General features: G+C 30.1%; 19 protein-coding genes. 14 read left to right on the top strand and 5 right to left on the bottom strand.

What is annotated here, in order from left to right; translation table 11 throughout:
* Window positions 1-155 precede the first annotated feature (155 nt).
* The 3 genes from Q0138_RS02140 to Q0138_RS02130 all read right to left on the bottom strand — a co-directional run bounded on the left by Q0138_RS02140 (window position 156) and on the right by Q0138_RS02130 (window position 3,498).
* Window positions 156-950, bottom strand: coding sequence for a TatD family hydrolase (locus Q0138_RS02140; protein WP_297980261.1), 795 nt, complete (start codon window positions 948-950; stop codon window positions 156-158).
* Window positions 951-1,173: 223 nt separating this feature from the next.
* Window positions 1,174-1,851 carry a UMP kinase gene (gene pyrH, locus Q0138_RS02135; RefSeq protein ID WP_297980258.1) on the bottom strand — a complete coding sequence of 226 codons (678 nt, stop codon included), beginning with the start codon at window positions 1,849-1,851 and terminating at the stop codon, window positions 1,174-1,176.
* A gap of 423 nt (window positions 1,852-2,274) precedes the next feature.
* Window positions 2,275-3,498, bottom strand: coding sequence for a hypothetical protein (locus Q0138_RS02130; protein ID WP_297980256.1), 1,224 nt, complete (start codon window positions 3,496-3,498; stop codon window positions 2,275-2,277).
* Window positions 3,499-3,956: 458 nt separating this feature from the next.
* On the opposite strand from Q0138_RS02130, the gene prf1 reads away from it, so the two are divergent.
* Window positions 3,957-5,192 carry a peptide chain release factor aRF-1 gene (gene prf1, locus Q0138_RS02125; RefSeq protein ID WP_297980254.1) on the top strand — a complete coding sequence of 412 codons (1,236 nt, stop codon included), beginning with the start codon at window positions 3,957-3,959 and terminating at the stop codon, window positions 5,190-5,192.
* 280 nt (window positions 5,193-5,472) lie between these two features.
* A complete protein-coding gene (locus Q0138_RS02120) occupies window positions 5,473-5,736 on the top strand; it encodes a 4Fe-4S binding protein (protein ID WP_297980251.1) in 264 nt (87 codons plus the stop codon).
* A gap of 147 nt (window positions 5,737-5,883) precedes the next feature.
* Here Q0138_RS02120 and Q0138_RS02115 read toward each other — a convergent pair whose 3' ends face one another.
* Window positions 5,884-6,537: a DUF655 domain-containing protein gene (locus tag Q0138_RS02115; protein WP_297980247.1), complete on the bottom strand. Its 654-nt coding sequence runs from the start codon at window positions 6,535-6,537 to the stop codon at window positions 5,884-5,886.
* A gap of 693 nt (window positions 6,538-7,230) precedes the next feature.
* Between Q0138_RS02115 and Q0138_RS02110 the strand changes: the two genes are divergently transcribed.
* The 4 genes from Q0138_RS02110 (at window position 7,231) to Q0138_RS02095 (ending at window position 12,555) form a co-directional block, all read left to right on the top strand.
* A complete protein-coding gene (locus Q0138_RS02110; protein WP_297980244.1) occupies window positions 7,231-7,656 on the top strand; it encodes a hypothetical protein in 426 nt (141 codons plus the stop codon).
* Between the two features lie 129 nt (window positions 7,657-7,785).
* Window positions 7,786-10,683, top strand: coding sequence for an Ig-like domain-containing protein (locus Q0138_RS02105; RefSeq protein ID WP_297980242.1), 2,898 nt, complete (start codon window positions 7,786-7,788; stop codon window positions 10,681-10,683).
* A gap of 385 nt (window positions 10,684-11,068) precedes the next feature.
* Window positions 11,069-11,878 (top strand): hypothetical protein, encoded by an 810-nt coding sequence (locus Q0138_RS02100; RefSeq protein WP_297980240.1) that lies wholly within the window; start codon window positions 11,069-11,071, stop codon window positions 11,876-11,878.
* 221 nt (window positions 11,879-12,099) lie between these two features.
* Window positions 12,100-12,555 carry a hypothetical protein gene (locus Q0138_RS02095; protein ID WP_297980238.1) on the top strand — a complete coding sequence of 152 codons (456 nt, stop codon included), beginning with the start codon at window positions 12,100-12,102 and terminating at the stop codon, window positions 12,553-12,555.
* 221 nt (window positions 12,556-12,776) lie between these two features.
* On the opposite strand, the gene Q0138_RS02090 is transcribed toward Q0138_RS02095, so the two are convergent.
* On the bottom strand, window positions 12,777-12,911 hold the full coding sequence (locus tag Q0138_RS02090; protein WP_297980234.1) for a hypothetical protein: 135 nt from the start codon (window positions 12,909-12,911) through the stop codon (window positions 12,777-12,779).
* Here Q0138_RS02090 and Q0138_RS02085 point away from each other — a divergent pair.
* From Q0138_RS02085 to Q0138_RS02050, 8 genes are all read left to right on the top strand, one after another.
* On the top strand, window positions 12,910-13,206 hold the full coding sequence (locus Q0138_RS02085) for a hypothetical protein (RefSeq protein WP_297980232.1): 297 nt from the start codon (window positions 12,910-12,912) through the stop codon (window positions 13,204-13,206). The two genes, Q0138_RS02090 and Q0138_RS02085, sit on opposite strands and share 2 nt — an antisense overlap.
* A 185-nt stretch (window positions 13,207-13,391) precedes the next feature.
* The gene (locus tag Q0138_RS02080) at window positions 13,392-14,030 is read left to right on the top strand and encodes a 5-formyltetrahydrofolate cyclo-ligase (protein WP_297980228.1); all 639 of its coding nucleotides are present in this window, start codon (window positions 13,392-13,394) and stop codon (window positions 14,028-14,030) included.
* Between the two features lie 442 nt (window positions 14,031-14,472).
* Window positions 14,473-15,018, top strand: a complete 546-nt coding sequence (gene rbr / locus Q0138_RS02075; RefSeq protein WP_297980225.1) for a rubrerythrin — start codon at window positions 14,473-14,475, stop codon at window positions 15,016-15,018.
* Between the two features lie 232 nt (window positions 15,019-15,250).
* Window positions 15,251-15,412 (top strand): hypothetical protein, encoded by a 162-nt coding sequence (locus tag Q0138_RS02070; RefSeq protein WP_297980223.1) that lies wholly within the window; start codon window positions 15,251-15,253, stop codon window positions 15,410-15,412.
* A gap of 23 nt (window positions 15,413-15,435) precedes the next feature.
* Window positions 15,436-16,257 carry an O-antigen polymerase gene (locus tag Q0138_RS02065; protein ID WP_297980263.1) on the top strand — a complete coding sequence of 274 codons (822 nt, stop codon included), beginning with the start codon at window positions 15,436-15,438 and terminating at the stop codon, window positions 16,255-16,257.
* A gap of 567 nt (window positions 16,258-16,824) precedes the next feature.
* Window positions 16,825-17,274 (top strand): hypothetical protein, encoded by a 450-nt coding sequence (locus Q0138_RS02060; protein WP_297980220.1) that lies wholly within the window; start codon window positions 16,825-16,827, stop codon window positions 17,272-17,274.
* A gap of 10 nt (window positions 17,275-17,284) precedes the next feature.
* The gene (locus tag Q0138_RS02055) at window positions 17,285-18,511 is read left to right on the top strand and encodes a hypothetical protein (RefSeq protein WP_297980218.1); all 1,227 of its coding nucleotides are present in this window, start codon (window positions 17,285-17,287) and stop codon (window positions 18,509-18,511) included.
* Between the two features lie 74 nt (window positions 18,512-18,585).
* Window positions 18,586-19,193 (top strand): coenzyme F420 hydrogenase/dehydrogenase beta subunit N-terminal domain-containing protein (locus tag Q0138_RS02050; protein ID WP_297980215.1); only part of this gene is annotated, 608 nt, incomplete at its 3' end.

The raw sequence follows: 19,193 nt of genomic DNA, 5'->3' as shown, positions 1-19,193 counted from the left end.
TCTTTAAGTTGGAGTTTGTATAAAATTAATGTTTTGAATAATTAAAACAAGTCTTTAAGTTGGAGTTTGTATAAAATTAATGTTTTGAATAATTAAAACAAGTCTTAGAATTTGATTTTTCTAAAATTAGACAAATTTTAAAATTCAAATTTAATTTAAATTTTAAAGAATTCTCTGGTTGTTTTGCTAACCCTCTTTCCCAATTCCTCACTGTCGCAATTCTTATACTCAGCTATTGTATTTAAAATGTGTGGCAGGTATTCCGGTTTGTTCTTGTTTGATTTAGGCTTTTTAGGGAAATTTCTTGGAATCAGAAATGGTGCATCAGTTTCAATCATCATCTTTTCAGGCGGAATTACTGTAACAGCTTCCTGAAGTGATTGTCCACGTCTTTCATCACAGATCCAACCGGTAACTCCAATATAACAGCCTAATTCAAGATATTTTTCAGCCTCTTCCTTTGTTCCTGTAAAACAATGAACACAAGCTCTTTCACACATGTCAGGATATTTGGATAATATTTTAACTAAATCCTCATGAGCTTCTCTTTCATGTAAAAACAGAGGCATATTTAGGTCTTGAGCAAGTTGTACCTGTCTTTCAAACCATTCTCTTTGAACATCCTGTGGAGAGTAGTTTCTATTGTAATCAAGACCACATTCCCCTATTGCAACAACTGAATCATTTGCTGCAAATTTCCTTAAGTTTTCAATTGTATTCTCATTACATGTTTTTGCATCATGGGGATGGACTCCTGCAGTTGAAAAGAGAATGTCCTTGAACTTTTCCTGGCCTGCATATTCCAAAGCGGTTTTGCTGGATTTTACAGTGGTTCCAGTAATGATGAATTGACTTACTCCATTAACTATTGCATTATTGATTATATCCTCTCTGTTCTTGTCAAAAGAGCGATGCATTAAATTTAATCCAATATCGATTAATCCACTCATTTTAATCACTAAAAAATAGTTTTTGTCATGTTTTTTAAAAAAATATAAAAAAAGATAGTAAATTAAAAAAATAATTTGTTTTAATTAATTCAGTTTAAATTTATTTATTTTTATTTAATTTATTTTAAATTATTTTATTTAATTTAATTTATTTTAAAATAATTTAATTAATTTATTTAATTTATTTTTAATTAAATTGATTTAATCTAAGCAAATTTTAATTTTATTCGCTTATGACACGAGTTCCAATTTTTTCACCATTTATAGCCTTTATTAAGTTTTCTGGTTTGTTTCCATTAGCTATAACTGTTTCCAAATTAGAACGTTTAATCATTTGAACTGCAGTCATGTCAAAGAATTCATAGGTTCCAGCCTTAACGTCCTGTTCCTTAATGAATTCCAACATGTCATGAGCTGTAATCTCTTCAATAAGTTCTGCGTCTTCGTATTTGTTTGGATCCTTGGTGTACATTCCGTCAACGGAAGTGAGATTGATTAATAAATCTGCCTGTACATATTCTGCCAAGATAGCTGAAACTGCATCTGTACTGTGTGCAGGTTCAGTTCCACCCATAACTATGATTTTTCCACTTGAGAAATATTCCAAAGCTTCCTGGAAGTTGTGAGGCACTTTCTGATAAGCCACATCTCCAAGTGCAAGCAATAAAAGTTTTGCATTTAATCTTGTCACTTCTATTCCAATATCATCACATTTAGCTTCTCCAGCACCTAAATCTCTAGCAACGCCAATATAATCTCTTGCAGGTCTTCCTCCACCTACAACAACAAAGATTTCATGTTCTTTTGATAATTCCTTTAAAATTTCTGTATACTCTTGAAATTTTTCTGCATTATAATTTTGTACTAGAATAGATCCTCCAATAGCAGCTACAATTCTCATAGATTCACCTTAAAATATCTTTTGAAATAGTTTATAATCTTTTTGTTAAAATTTTTTTAGCTTTTCAATTAGCTAATTCTATATTATTTATCTTTTTAATATTATTTAAGTTTACTTTAATATGCTTGGATTGGTTAAGAACTTTGTTTAAATTTGCTTTTAATTAATGTTTTTTATTAAAATAGAGTAATTTTTATTTCAATTGTGTAAAAAAACTTTTTTATAAGTCTGAATTAAAAAAAGAGCAATATTTAATTTATGATTTTCAATAAAAAAGAATAATAATTTTTTTAAAATAAGGATAATTTAAGATTTAAAAATAAGAATATAATTAATTCATGATTTTGAATTAAAAAAAGTTTAATAATGTTTTTAAAGAGAGAATAATAATTAATTCATGATTTGGAATAAAAGAATAAAAATTTAAAGAATAAACTTTAAAACATAAGCAATTACTAAAGGAATGATTAAATTGTCAATTCCCTTTAATGGAAGCCTCTTGTGGGCTGATTTGTAATAAAGAATTTCAATTGCTCCAACAAATGCTAAAATAACTGTTGAAATAGCTGCTATTGTCCTTGAAAAGTAAAACAATGATGCAAGTATCCAAAATAGGCTTGAAACTAATGATACTATGATTCCATAGCTTTCTTTAGGTGCATCCTCTTTTATTTTTATGCCATTGTACCATGAGAAGTTCTTATTTCCATAAATGCTTACTAATATTGTAACTATTGCACAAATGATCAGAATCAATATTGCATCATTCGGTGCAAGGATTAAAAAGAATGCATATCCGAGGAATGCAAAAATGTGGAAGAGTTTTCTTGTAATGAAATCCTTTTTGCCGCTGTCTTGAAGATATCCAACAATTGAAATTACTATTGGACTAATCATGATTGCAAATATTAACCAAAATGAATCATAAGCTGGAATGATATTGGTAACTGGTAAATTAAGCAATATGCTATAGATATAGGTTTCAAGGATTGTGAATATCAATCCGAATATTCCGCCAGCCAATGCCTGAGCCATGGTATGCTTTTTAAGTGTGGTTCTGCTCCAAATCAATATTGGATATAAAACACCGAACAATGCTCCGACGGGTCCGAGAATCATTGTGACTGCAGCTATTGGCCCTGCAATTCCTGTTGTATGAATGCTTATTTTCCATCTTGTTGTAATCAGCATTACAATGAAGGTGTTTGTTGTATAGCATAAAAGAAGAACTGTTAGAAAGTGTGGAAGATTTAATAAAACAGAAAGTATGCAGCCGATAAAGTAGGAGACTGTTCCTACAATAAGGGGGATGAAACGATCTTCCTTATTTGAAATGTCACTGTCTGTGTCCTGCTTTTTTGCCCAATGGATAATGATTGCCATTGGAAGGATTGATGTAAATATTATTGAAATAAGTTCACATGCAATAAATTCCATCCAATCAAAGGAGAATGAAGCTGTAAATGGAACTCCCCTTGAGGAAATGCTAATACATATTATTAGAAATAGGGGAATGCAAAAGATTGGCGCATTTGTAAATGTTGAAATGGTTTTAGCTATTTTTAACTTTCTTTCGTCTGTTTCCATGTATGGATCTGTACAGATTGAGCTAAAATCCCTATTTGTTCTATAATCGTATTCTGCCATTAAAGTTTTCTCCCTGTTTTTTATGTATAGACTAAACTTATTTAATAGAAATTAAGATTAAATTATTATAAAAATTTTTTTATTGATTTTTCAAGTATTATTTCCAATTAATTCATTACTTATATAAGTAACTTAGAATATATTTATTATTAATGTAAATTTTATATTATTAGTTAGTCATAAAATGATTTTTAGGCTTTCTAATTTTTATTAAAACAATACAATTTATACTTATTTTCTTCATGGAAGAAATTTATTCAATCCTTTTACGTTTTATTTATTAACAAAGGATTATTTACAAATCAAATCCTATGTTTTAAACAGGGGATTATTTTTCAATTTAAATCCTATTGTTTTAAACAGGGGATTATTTTTCATATTAAATCCTATTGTTTTATCTTATTAACAAAGGATTATTTAGAAATTAATTTATTTATTCAATTTTATAAGGTGTTATAATGGCTGAGGTATCCTCAAAAGAGTTATATGAATTTAAAAAGACACTAAAGGAATTAGCTGAAAAGAAAGGAAAAGGAACTGAATTAGTGTCTATGTATATTCCTCCAAACAAGCAACTCAGTGATGTTGGTAAACAGATGAGGGATGAATTAGGACAAAGTGCTAACATTAAAAGTAAATCTACCCGTACAAATGTTCAATCTGCAATCAGAGTAATTATGGAAAGAATACGTATGTTTTCACAACCTCCTGCAAACGGTTTGGTTTTATTTGTAGGAATGATTCCTAAAGGCGGTCCTGGAACCGAAAAGATGGAAACAGTAGTATTTGAACCGCCTGAAGAGATTCAAACCTATTGGTACATTTGTGACAGCACATTCTTCCTTGAACCTTTGGAAGACATGATCGCTTCCAAGGAGGTTTATGGTGTTGCAGTTATTGACAGAAATGAAGCAACTATCGCTACCTTGAAAGGTAAAAGAATTAGAATCGTAGCTAATTTAACCAGTGGTGTTCCGGGCAAGCATAAGGCAGGGGGACAATCACAAAGAAGGTTCGATAGGGTTATTGAACAATTGGCACATGAGTTCTTAAAAAGAATCGGTTCCCATATGGATGATGAGTTCCTTCCAATCAAGGATGAATTGAAGGGAATTATTCTTGGAGGGCCTGGTTATACCAAAGAGGACTTCTATAACGGTGATTACTTGCATTATGAACTTAAGGATAAGGTCATCACTACTGTAGACACTTCCTATACTGGTGAATTTGGTATTAGGGAAGTTATTGACAAGTCTGCTGGAGTTTTAGAGGAATTGGATGTAATCAAGGAGAAAAAACTTGTTCAAAGTTTCCTAAAGGAATTAATCAGTGATGAGGGTTTATCTTCCTATGGTGAAAAGCAGGTAAGAAATGATTTGCAGATGGGTGCTGTTGATACATTATTGCTTTCTGAAGACTTGAAGTCTAAAAGATTGGTTATTGACTGTTCCGCTTGCGGATTCCATGCTGAAGTTACTCAAAAGGAAGGGCAAAAGGTTAAGGATTTAACTTGTCCTAAATGTGGAGAAAAGATGAAAATCACTTCAGAGGAAGATATAATTGAGGATTTAGCTGCAATTGCTGAAGATTTAGGAACAAACGTTGAAATTATTTCAACTGAAACAGAGGAAGGAATGCAATTGTTTAGAGCATTCGGTGGAATCTGTGCAATTCTAAGATACAGGACAAGTTAGTTTTTTAATTCAATCAATAAGATTTTTAAATCTTATTTTTTCTATTTTTTTATTTTTTTAATTTTAATTGCTTTTAAGAGGGTTTTTTAAGTTATAATATAATTTTTATTGCTTTTAAGAGTGTTTTTTTAATTAAATTAAGAAATTTAATTTTTTACTACTTTTTAAAGTGTTTTTTTAATTAAATCAAGTTTCAATATAATTTTCAATGCTTTTGGGCATGTTTTTTAAATATAAATTATTAACTGAATTAAGTTATAATTCTTTCAGAGGTTTTAAAATGAGAGCAAGACATAGAGGGGGACTGTTTGGAGGTAGAAATAGTCTTTTAAGATCAATAACTCGTGTTGTACGTGTTAATGGTCAGGTTATGGCAAATGGCAAAAAGTGCATTCTTTGCAAGAAATGTGAAAAGGTCTGTCAGGTACATGCAATTTCCGTTGATAAGGAAAATAGAAAATGGTACATTAGACATGGTGCATGTATTAAGTGTTATCGTTGCGTTAAAAGCTGTCCAAAGGATGCTTTAATGATTTTACCATAAAAAAAGTATTTTTGTGTATTTAATTAAATTATTTCAATTTAAAATTAGTATAAACATTAGAAAGATTATTAAATAATTTATTTAAAAAATAAATTATCTAATGTTTTCTTTTTTAATACGTCTTCTTTTTTTATTTTTAAAAATAATTTATCTGATTTTTCTGCCTTCTTTTTCAATGAGTCCTTCTTTTTTAAGCATTTCAATGAAGAAACTGTCGTCGTCCTCAAACTGATCCAACTCTTGAGTCTCTTTTTTATTGCTTCTTTTAACTACAGTAAACAAATAGGAAGGTCTGCCCTTTCTAATCTTGTTTAGTTCACTGATTTCATAAAGAACTCTTTTAGCTATTAGATTTTCACTGTCTTCAATAAAGCTAATTCTTTCATCAATGTCTTCAAAACTTTTAAAATCTCCATTAAGTTCCTTTTCATCAAGAATTTTAGATCCTAACTTTCTGCTGATTCCATCTAAAAAGTGTAATTTTGTTCCATCCTTGCTTTGATTATTGAAGAATTTAACGTATTTGTTTTCATTTGAAATGACAATGCTGTGAATGGCTTTATCCAACTCTTTCTGTTCTTCTTTACTTAAATCATCATAACTTAATCTATGATTTAATTTTTTAACTTCCTTGCTATCCTTTGTAAGAAGAATTTTATCTTGAGCCTTTAAATCAATATTTTCATTTAATTCTATATTGATTAATGTGAATTTATTTGTTCCTACAACATTTGCAATGTTATTATTGTCTTTAGAAACTTTTTGACTTAAAATTAATCCGTAATCTTCGTTATCACTCATTTTAACTCACTTTTAAATTTTAAATATTAAAATGTTTTCCTAGTTTAATATTTAATTTCTTTTTATAAATAGTTTAATCCAAAGACTAGTTTTTTACAAAAGAGCCATGTTAAAAAAGTGCTTGTTTTGAGAAAAAAGATGTATGGTGGTTATTGAAATTTTAAAATATAGGGGAGTGGGATTAACAAAGGTTTTAATGAAAAAGAGTGTTCTAATTAAATGATCTATTGATTTTTTTAAAGGTGTTAATTAATTTAATAGGGGTTTTTTGTTAATCCCATACTTAAATTTAATTTAATCTAATTTAAATCTTTCTATTTGATTTCTAGGACTTTAAAAAATTGTTTTAAAGTAAAAAAATTGATTTAATTCAGTAAAATTTAATTTTGATGATAAAATTTAATTTTTTAGTAATTTTAAAATAAAATAGTAAAATTTAATTTGGGTGTTAAAATTTAATTTTTTTAGTAATTTTTAAAATAAGTAGTAAAATTCAATTAAAATCTTAAAATTTAATTTTTTACTAATTTTAATCTAAAACTACATTTAATTATTATTTTTTTACTAATTTTTATGAAACTTTTTTATAATAAAAAAATAAATTATTAATATTTACTACTTTAAAAAATTAATTTTGATTTAATTTACTTTTAAATTAAACTAATCAATTTAATTTCATTTTTAGGTGTTTTTATGTCTGAATTAAATATTTGTTCTAATGAAAAATTATTATTTAAATATAATGACAAATGGCAACTTGAAGATATGCCCTTGGATAATAATCCTGATTGTATTGCTACTTTAAGCTATGAAGATGGAAGTTTATTAAATGTTATTGCATTCCCTTCTGAAATGCCTTCCTTGGAACAATATAAAGAAATTATGGAAGATATCCTAATTGATGATGGTGCTGAAATTGTATCCTCTGAGATTGCAAATGTGGGAAAAAGATCTTCAATTCAAACCCATTCCAAAATTAAGATTCCTGAAATAAGCTTTGAAATGTTTTCAGTTGTCTTTTTGGAAGATAATTTCATATACATTTTTGAACTTAGAACAATCAGCGATATCGTTGGCGAATTCATGGACATAATTAAAACATTTGAAATTATTGAATAAAGATTTTAATTATTATTTTTATTAGTATTTTCATTATTTTGAATATCTTTATCTTAAAAAAGAGAAATGGGGGCTTAATTTATTTTTAATCTAAAAAAATCCTTTTTATTAGTTTTCTTAATATTTATTTTGCTTTCCAGCTTTTCATTGGTTTCAGCCAGTGAAAATCTGGAGGAAAATTATTTTTTAAATAGTGCAGATTCTGCTTCTTTAGAGGATTCTATTTCTTTAGAGGATTCTATTTCTTTAGAGGATTTTATTTCTGAAGATGATTCTATTTCTTTGGAAGATTCTGTTTTAGATGATTCTATTTCTGCAGACGTTTCTGCTTCTTTAGAGGATTCTAGTTCTGGTTCCGATTTAAATGAAAAAAATACAAATTCACTTAAATCAGCTAATATAAAAGATGATAAAACATTTGAATACATTCAAGCAATGATTGATTCAGGAGCATCAACTATCAAGCTTTCAGGAATCTACAGCGGTTCCTCTGTAATTCAGGTAAACCGTTCCCTAAGCATCATAGGCACTTCCAGCACTTCCCTTAATGGAGGTGGAACTACCCAAATATTAAACATCACTGCAGACAATGTTTATTTGGAAAACCTTAGCTTTGTAAACGGTTATGCAAAAAGTATGGATTCTTCCTCTTCAGGTGGAGCAATTGAATCTGTTGGAGATAATCTTGACATTGTAAACTGCAGATTCCTTTCAAATCAGGCTATTTTCGGTGGAGCCATTGCAAGTGAAGGAAAGAATACAAGAATACTCAATTCCTACTTTTCAAAGAATGTGGCTGAATACACCGGTGGAGCGGTTGAACTGGACGGCAACAACAGTTTGGTTAAAAACTGCAGTTTTGAAAACAATGGAGGTTATCATGCAGGAGGATCCCTTGCATGGGTTGGAGACAATGGAACATTGGTCAATTCAACATTTATCACTCAAACAAAGGCAAATGTTTACCCTAGCCAATTCGGCGGAGCTCTTGTCTGGATTGGTAATGGCGGAAACGTCAGCAAATGCGTATTTTTAAACAATACTGCAAGCCGTAATGGAGGGGCTGTCTATTGGAGAGGTCTTGACGGCAGCTTGAGCTATTCAATCTTTTTAAACAATGATGGCAATAATGATTTTGCCTACTGGGGCAATCCCGATTATCTTGGACTGAATTATTTCGGCATGAATCTGGCTAATGAAAGCGATTTTATCAATGAGGCCTTGGTTTATTATAATGGATCATATTGCGCTCCTTCATCCTGGATTAACATTAATCTTGGCCGTGATTCATATTCATATATTGGAAATGTGTCCGACTATCTGGTTTTCAGGACAAATGATAATAGGTATCTAAAGGAATCAATGCCTGAATTTCCACTTAAGATTTCAAATCTCAACAGTGACAATAAGGTTTTAAATCAGGAAAAAACCATTGCTGACAATTATCTTGAGTTCAATTATTCTTTTAAAAATGCAAGCATTGATAAGATAATCCTAAGCAATGAATATGGATTGAATGAAAGTTTAATCCTTTCATGCAAAATCATTCCAGTAATCAGAACAGGCAATGATACAAAGGACATTCAAACTGCAGTGGACAAGGCCAATGCTGGAGATATTGTCCTTTTAAGCGATATTGAAAATTATTTCAATCAGGATTTAAATAAGGAGACTTCCTATTCCATTGATACAATCAATGTAACAAGGGACCTTGTAATTATGGGAAACAATCTGACTACAATATATTCAAAGGATTCCAATATTCTATTCAATGTATTTTACGATCCCCACATGATTTACATAACTGATGATGGCATTATTTACCGCTTATTGGGAAGTTCTGATACTATGGTTAAGGCTGCAAACAGTTCTTCCAGTGAATCTAATTCCTCAAAGGATTCTTCCAGTGAAACTGCAGTTGTAAGCAATTCCTCAAAGGATTCTTCCAGTGAATCTAATTCAAGTTTAAGTTCCGACACTGATATTATTTTAACAGAAGAGTCTTATACTGAAATTGTTAGCAATTCTGCAAAATGTGTAAGTCCTGTTCTTTTTTCAAATGGAATTGCATCCAAGGATGCATATTTGGTAACTAATTGCATTAGTTTTAACACCTTAAATGAGGTAAATATAAGCGGAATCAAATTTGTCTTAAAAAACAATGATGTTGCAGTTAATCTCATTGCCAAAAACAGTTCATATTCCTATTCATTACTTGTTCCGGCAGTCAACATAATGGAAAATCAGTTTGCTAAAGCGGATGATTCTGTTGTTGAAAAGACAGTAAAGGTCTTGAACCTTGAATCTGAAAGGCCAATCCTTGCACCAAGCAAAAACATTTCAATAAGTTCAAATACCTTGGACAGCGGAATTGTTCCATTCACTTTCAATGTCTTGGGAGTTCAAAATGGCTCTGATGTTTACATTTCATCCGATTCATTTACAAGGAAATCAGCTATTTTATGTTCCAATATTACAACAAAATCAGTTCTTGTTGCAATTCAGGGCAGATCCGGTGATTATTTCTATTTGAAACTTGTGGATGAGGACAAAAATCCATTGGCATATAGGGATATCAAGATTGGATTCAATGGTCATGTCTATGAAAAGAGAACTGATTATGCAGGTGAGGCAAGCCTTCAAATCAACCTTCCAGTTCCGGGAGCTTACACTTTTGCCATTTCCTTCCTCGGAGACGGTCAGTACAATGCAAGTTTTGCTGTAGCCAAGATAAGTGTTGTTAAACAAAGCCCTAAGATAAAAACAAAGAATGTCTCATACAAGTCAACTAACAAGAATAAGGTCCTTACAGCAAGTTTAAAGGACGCTTCAGGAAATCTTATTCCAAACAGGATTGTTAAGTTCAGTGTAAATGGAAAAACATACACTGCCAAGACAAATAAGAAGGGGCTTGCAAGTGTTAAGGTAAGCTTAAGCAGTAAAAAGACTTATAAATTTACAGTTAAGTTTGCTGGTGACACTTATTATACTGCAGTTTCCACTTCAGGGACTATAAAAGTTAAATAAGTTATTTTAATTGGATTTTATTAATTTAACTTATTTTTTTTCTATTTTTTTTAAATTAAAATTTTTAAAATTAACTAATTTTTAATAATTTTTAATAATTTTTAATTATTTTTTTTTAAATTTAACTTATTTTTTTCTATTTTTTTTTAATTAGAATTTTTATTATTTTAACTTATTTTTTTCTATTTTTTTTAATTAAAATTTTTATTATTTTAACTTGTTTTTTTTTACTTTTTCACTAAAAATTCCAAAATATTTTTTTCATCGGTATTTTATTCAAATTCAATTAAAACTTAAATAATTCCTATTTATTCTTCTCATAAGACAATATTTTCATTAATAAAAAGAATAAATTTATTAATAAATAAAATACATAAACATTATTATGATTATCAAGAATGGGAAACTAAATAAAACCAGAGGAAACATTACTCTCACCATTGGTAAGGAAGATGTTAAAAAATATAATCTTGGAGATGGTGAATTTGTTATCCTAACATCTGAGGAATATGAGGAATTGAAAACCTCCTCTGAAATTGAAGTTTCCACAATCGAAGTTCTTCCAGACGATGATGCTGTTGTTAAATTGGAATATGATCTAAAGGAAGCTAAATCAAAGGAAAAGATTCTTTTTGACAAGGTGGAGGAATTGGAAAAGATCAATTTGGAATTAACCACTGAACTTTCTAAAATTGAAAAGAAAAATTACATTAACAATACTGTATTGAATGAATCAGAGTCCAATTCTCTTCTTGAGGAAATCAAAAGGGTAAATGAAAGAAACAATGAATTGAATTCTGAAATAAAAACCCTTAATAAGGATTTAAAGGAATCTGATGAGGAAAGAATAGAACTATTGCAGGACATGAATGTTCTCAAGACAAAAATGAGCTTTGATGCAAGTGAATTGGCAAGACTTAGAGAAAGGGAAGACAAGAACAGGGAAATTCTAGACATTCTCCTTAGAACAAACAAGAATATTCTTGATGAAGTTGTTAACAAGACAGTCACTGCAACAATTCATGAGATAAATAAGGAATTGTCTGAAACCAGCTTATTAAGAAGAATCAGAGGTTTAACCATTGTAAGAGAACCTGAAATCAATAAGAAAAACATTTCCTTAAATGCATACGCTGAATTGGAAGGAGTCATTCCAGAGGATTATTTCCTAGATTACACAGATGAGGAAAATTAGACTTTTTTTAATTTGAGTTTTCTTATTTAATTAGAATTTCATGACTTTAATTAGAATTTCATGATTTTAATTAGATTTTCATGATTTAATTTAATTTAAATTTTCTTATTTAATTTAAATTTCATTATTTAATTTATTTTATTTTTTTATTTTACTTATTAATTGATTATAATTCTTTATTTTTATTTTTTTAAATTTATTTTTGGTATTTTGGTGATTTGATGGATGAAATAGTATTTGATGAAAATGGTATTAAATTTAGCTATTTAAGTAATTGGAGAGAACAAAGAAAGGATATGATTGGTCCAAATTGTATCAAGGCTTTGGTTAAGGTGGTTGAGGGCAATCCTTCAACAATTACAGTTTATAAGAATGAGGCTACAGATGTTCGTTTTGTAGCTGATTTTAAGGAACCTCTTGAGGAAAGCTTTGAATATCAAGGTTGGAAAGTGGCAGAGTCTAAAATACTCAATCTTAATGACATTCCTGTTTATTATATTGTATCAAATGCACAGGAAGGAGGAAAGACTTTAGAAAACCACACTTCTGTATTTTTAAACAATAATATGATGTATGTTTTTGAATTGATGCACTTTAAAGAGTTCCCTTATGCTTATAATGATTATTTGGCTATTTTAAATTCAGTTGAATTTAAAGAGTCTGATGAAGGGGAATAATTAAAAAAACTCTTTTTTTAAATCAAGCTTTTCAATTTAATTATTTTTAAAATTTTTATTATTTTTAAAATTTTATTATACTAAATTTTAATTATTTTTAATTTTTTATTATTTTTTATTTTTTAATTTCAATATTCATTATATTTTAGTAATTTAATTTTATTTTTTAATTTCAATATTCATTTTAATTAGTAATTTAATTGTTATTTTATTAAAGGAGGCTAAACTATTTCAAAAACATTTAAAAATGAAGGATTAAGTTTTAAATACCCGAACAATTGGAAACTTATTGAGGATGATGGGATTGAAAACTGTTTAGCTATTTTAGATTCTGGCAGTGGATTCAGTCGTGTCATGCTTTTCAGGTATCTTGAAGAGGGTTTGTCCTTGGATTATCTTAAAAAGGCAATTGAAGATATTCCAAGGGAGGAAACAATTGAAATAGAAAGCTCCAACTTTACAATCATTGGAAACAAGGAAACACATGAGTTGATATCAAGGGATCTTTCCCATGAACCTCCACTCAGTTCCCATATGCTTTCATGCATAAATGGAAGGGATGCATTTTCCTTTAACTTTTTCTCATTCGGATTAAATAATCCAGACAAGGAAGGCTTTCTCATGATGTATAAGACTTTAAAGTTTGAATAATAATTAAATTTGATTTTTTCTATTAAAACTAAAGATTTATTGTTTTTTTTTAAAATTAAGGATTATTTAGTTTTTTTTTAAAAATAAAAAAATTTTAATTAATTTTATTTTTAAACAAAATATTTTAATTATTTTTTTTTAAAATAAACTATTTTAATTTATTTAACTACATAAAACTTGATAATATGTCTCTTAAAGAAGAAAAGGAAAGTCTAAGAAAGTCAGTATATGACAGTCTATTTGAAAATGGATTTTCCAAACGTCCAAATGGTGATTATGGCAAAATTCCTGATTTTATAGGTTCAGACATTGCTGCACAATTGCTTGCATCAACACCTGAATGGAAAAACTCCAAAACTATTTTTGTTAGCCCTGATTCTGCCCAAATTCCAGTAAGATACCTTGCATTGAAGGACAATAAAAATCTGATTATGGCAAGTCCAAATCTTGAACATGGCTATTTGTTTTTAGAGGCAAGTCAATTGAAAGGCTTTGAAAAGGAGGCTTCAACAAAGGAAGGAGCCTTTAAATATGCAAATGAGGAAAAAACAGATTTGCTTAACAAAGGGGAAAACAATGAATTTTCAGTTGACATGGTGGTTGAAGGTGCTGTAGCTGTTGACAAATCAGGCAATAGAATCGGAAAGGGAAAAGGCTATGGAGACAGAGAAATCGAGGACCTTTTAAATAGAAAGTTCATAGACAATAACACAAGATTGCTAACAACAATTCATCCATTGCAATTGGTAAGTCATGTTCCAATGGAAATTCATGACAGGAAACTTAATATGATTGTAACAAGCAAAGAGATTTTTAGAATTTGAATTTAAAACTTCTTTTTTTAATATCTTAATATCTTTAAGCAATGAGATTTGAATTTTTAAACTTCTTTTTTTAATATCTTAATATGTTTAAGCATTGAGATTTGAATTTAAAACTTCTTTTTTTAATATCTTAATATTTCGTTAATAATTTTTTACTATTTTAAAACTTCTTTTTTTTAGTATCTTAATAATTCGTTAATAATTTTTTACTATTTTTTTAATAAGTCTTTACTATTTTTTCTAATTTAGGCATGCTTAAATTCTTATTTGGCTATTTTTTTCAAATTGTTCGTAGAAATATTTATTAATATCTTTTTATAAAATTAGATTAAGTAGTAAAACTACTTGTTAAATCTTTAAATATGTGTGTTAAATAATTGAATTTTTAAAAATTTCAATTAAATATTTAAAGCATTTAAAAAAATATCTTTTAGGTGATTAAATGGCAGATTTAAAAGGAACTAAAACTGAAGCTAATTTACAAGCAGCATTTGCTGGTGAATCTCAAGCTCATACTAAATACCAATACTTTGCAAGTAAAGCTAAAAAAGAAGGATATGTTCAAATCCACGACATCTTTTTAGAAACTTCTAAAAACGAAAAAGAACATGCTAAAATCTGGTTCAAACTTTTACACGATGGAGATGTACCTGACACCATCGCAAACCTTAACGCTGCTGCAGACGGTGAAAATGAAGAATGGACTTCCATGTACAAAGAATTCGCAGAAACTGCAGAAGAAGAAGGTTTCCCAGAAATCGCTGGATTATTTACCATGGTTGGTGCTATCGAAAAAGAACATGAAGAAAGATACAGAACTTTACTCGCAAACGTAGAAGGCGAAACTGTATTTAAGAAAGAAGAAGAAATTGAATGGAAATGTTCTAACTGTGGTCACATCGTAAAAGGCGCTGAAGCTCCATTTATTTGCCCAGTTTGTAAACACCCACAAGCTTACTTCGAAGAAAGAGCTACTAACTTTAAATAGATTTTAAGCTTTTTAAAAATTGATTGCTATTAAAAATTTTAATAGCTTTTTTATTTCTTTTTTTTTAAATTTTTTAGCATTTTTTATTTATCTTTTTTTCTGATTTCTGTTTTTAAATTTTCAAGTATTTTTGTTAAATTATTGGTTATTTTTTATTTTTCAAGTATTTTTGTTAGTTTTATTGAGTTATTTTTAATTTACAGTTTTTTTTTACTTTAATCAGGTGATTAATGTGTCCAAAGAGAATCAGATAAGTAATGATGAAAATTGTTCTACAGGTACTTGTGCACCTGTCAGTCCTTTCTCTCGTAGTGGGGCTTTGTTTCTCTTGTTTTTAATTGTTTTGCTTATGATTTTATTTTTAATATTATATTTCAATGGATATTTGGGTTAAGTTTTATTTTTAATATATTGTCAATGACCTCAGTTTGGTTATTCTTTATAATCAGAATTTTCTTTTCTAAACTAACAAAACAGCATGTAAGGATATTGTATTATGTTGCAATTTTGATAATATTTCGTTCAATAGAAGGTCTTTTGACTGGCGCAAGAGGAAATGTTTTACCAATTTTGTTTTGGTTTATTTTTTTTTATATTCAGTTATATTATTCTTCAATTGGTAAATTTTCAATTTCAAAAAAAATTTATAAAAGATTAATTATTGTCTTCGTGGTTATTGGTTTATCATTTTCAAGTTTTAGTCTTTTCATAGGTCGTAATGTTGAACACATAGGTAACAACTATGAAATGTTAAGTGAATATTGTGGAGCACAAATAAAAAATTTTGATATTTTATTGAAAAGAAATTTTGAATCAACAGGCGGATTCGGTGCTCATACATTTGATGGAATATATAAGAGATTGTTTCATATAGATGTTGATTTGTCATCTGATATGCGCAGGTTTGAAAGTGTAAATGGTCATATATTGGGCAATGTATATACGCAATTCGCAAATTACTATGTTGATTTTGGAGTTTTCGGGTCATTTGTAATTATCATACTCATGGCTTTAATAACTACTTTTATCTATAACAAATCACAAATATTGCTTTATAATCCTATTGCAATCAGTGCTTGTGTAATAGTATATTGCTGGATTATGTTTTACATATTTCTTTGTTTTTTTGCAGGTCAATTTACTTCCACATTAATTAGTCCTTTGGGCATTAAATATGGAATAGTTTCATCTCTGTTTCTATTCTTTTTCAAAAAAATACTTTATGCACCAAAAACATGATTAATGTGTTTTATAATACAAATATTACTTAATTTCGTGAATCTTTTGATATTAAATTGATATGAACAACATTGAAGTTTCCATTGTCATCGTTTGTATGAATAATTATATTCAGTTGAAAAACTGTTTGGATTCTATTTTGAAGTATAACCACAGAACTTCTTATGAAGTACTATTGGTTGCGTACTTCTTCTCAGAAGATAATTTGAAATTGCTCAGAGAAGAATATCCATGGGTGATAATAATCATATCTGACGAAATACGCGGCTTTTCTGCCAACAATAACATCGCATTGCGACAAGCAAAAGGAAAAACTGTTTCATCCTGAATGATGATACTTACATGACTATGCCTGTGATTGGTTACTTATTTGCGACAATGGAAAAGCATAGTGAAATCACTGCACTAAGTCCTCAGGTATTAAGACCCGATGGCACAATTCAATTTTGTGGGTTTCCTCCACACAATTGGATGGAATGGCTTATGATTCTTTTCAAATTAAAAAAAGATGCTGTCGACAAGTCAAATAGTTATGTAAATAGTCAGGGACTTATACAAACGTATGATATGCTTGGAGCATCCATCTTTATCAGGACAAATATCCTTAAAGAAATGGAATACTTGGATGAGAGATATTTCTATGGACCAGAAGACCGTGCGTTGACTACAAAACTTAATCAAAATGGATATTCTTGTTGGGTTGACAACAACATAAAATTAGTTCATCTTGGCGGTGCTACAGGAGGAAAAAACACTAAAACTGTTTTGGCTACACGTCCCGCGAACAGAAAAGGATGGGTATTGTACTATGATAATGGATCAAAAATGCGAAAAATCATACTTAAATGTGCGATTTTCGTTAATAGTGCTTTTTGGTCAATAGGATGGCTCATTAAAAGCATTTCCGGAAACAAGTCAGCAAAAAACTCATTTCATGCCAATTTGAATGTTTGCCGTACAATTTTTTCTAATTCCACCCCAACAGAAACGTTCAAAAGTATTTATACAAAACTTTAAAGGATAATATATGTCTTTCCCAAAAGAAATAGCACGTCGTCTCATCTACCTTGTCAAGCGCAAGCCTTACAAGATAAAATTGTATGAAACGGCTTCGTCATTGAATAATATCAGAGCCAAATCCGAAAAAGAGTTTTTCTTTGGTTACTACGATCGTTGTCCTGAACGGAATGGCAAGGTCATCTTCCATGAAATGAATGATGGTTTTGTTAAAATAATCATCAACGACCTTGACACAGGAAGCGAGATTGTTATAGGTGAAAGCCGGGCATTTAATTGGCAAATGGGAAGTCGGACCTTGTGGGTTGATGATGACACTATCACCTTCAACGACTTTGATGGTGATAAATATGTTAGTCGGTGGTATTCCGTATCAGAAGGCAAAATAGTTAAAACAATGCCATGTCCAACAATGGATATTTTTGGAAAAGATTATTTGCTTGCACCAAATTTTCAACGTCTTAGGACTGTCAATTACGACTATGCATATCTGACCTTACCAGAACTATCAGCAACTGATTTTGACAACTATCATGATGATGGTGTATGGATGTACAATATCAAAAAAAATGAAAAGAATCTGCTTGTCAGTCTGGATGACATTCTTAAATGCGATAGCCCACAGTTGCATAAGGAAGGTAAACATTGCGTCAATCATATAGTGATATGTCCCGACGGCAGCAAATTTATGTTCATACACAGATATATATTTGACGGCAAGAAGTATGATAGGCTGATGCTTTATGATTTCAATACGTTAAAATGTCTGCTCGACGATCCTGTGCAAAGTCATTTTTGCTGGCTCGATCATAGCACTATAATGGGATACTGTGAATATAACAAAAAAATCGGATGGCATCAAGTGGATGTACTTACGGTCAACGTAACAAAACTTGATGAACTTACAAAAACACATCCTGACAATGGACACCCTACACCGTTTGGCAAGTGGATTGTCATTGATAGTTATCCTGGGCTTGACCGTATGCAATCCTTAATTGCTTATCATCGAGAGACAAAAGAGGTGAAAAAAATTTGTGATGTCTTTCACGATATGTCGCACCACCACTACAACCGGTGCGATCTCCATCCAAGATTCACCGACAATGGGAAGCGGATATATTTTGATTCTATCTACTCGGGGAAGCGCCAACTTTGCTCAATTAATATAAAACTTGAATTACGCCGTTTTACCTGGCAATGGCTTCAAGACGCTTTGAAAGATGTCAAAGAATGATTGTCATAAACGATAAAAAAGATTGCTGTGGTTGCTGGTCGTGCGCCAACATTTGTCCGAAACATTGTATCGAAATGGCTGAGGACGAAGAAGGGTTTCGCTATCCGAAAGTTGACAAAACTCTTTGCGTAGATTGCGGATTGTGCGAAAAAGCGTGTCCCGTAATCAATGCTGATACCCAAGACATTCCTTTTGAACAACAAGGCTGGTTGGTACAGCATAAAGACGAACAAATCAGACACGAGAGTACGTCAGGAGGAGCGTTTACAGCAATTGCGTCGTATATAATTAGCGAAGGTGGAGTTGTTTTTGGTGCGGGATTTCGTAAGGGTACTTTCATTGTAGTACACCAATCAGCGGAAGACATTGAAGGTTTGTCCGTGTATCGTAACAGCAAATATGTTCAAAGTGAAATCGGAGATTGTTATGCGCAAGCCTTGAAATATCTTAATGCAGGACGACTTGTATTGTTTAGCGGTACGCCCTGCCAAATAGAAGGTCTAAGGTGTTTCTTACGAGGCAAAAAATTTGACAACCTTATATTACAGGATTTGGTATGTCGTGCCGTTCCAAGCCCTGCCATATTAAGATCTTACATTTCGGTACAGGAACAATTGCTTGGTGGTAATTTTTTGAAAATCCTTTTCCGCGACAAATTTCATGGCTATCATTATAGTTCGTT

Source organism: uncultured Methanobrevibacter sp. (genome assembly GCF_937906425.1).
Classification (GTDB): domain Archaea; phylum Methanobacteriota; class Methanobacteria; order Methanobacteriales; family Methanobacteriaceae; genus Methanobrevibacter.
Note: the sequence above shows the minus strand (reverse complement) of the source record. Positions and strands in the feature narration are given on the sequence as shown.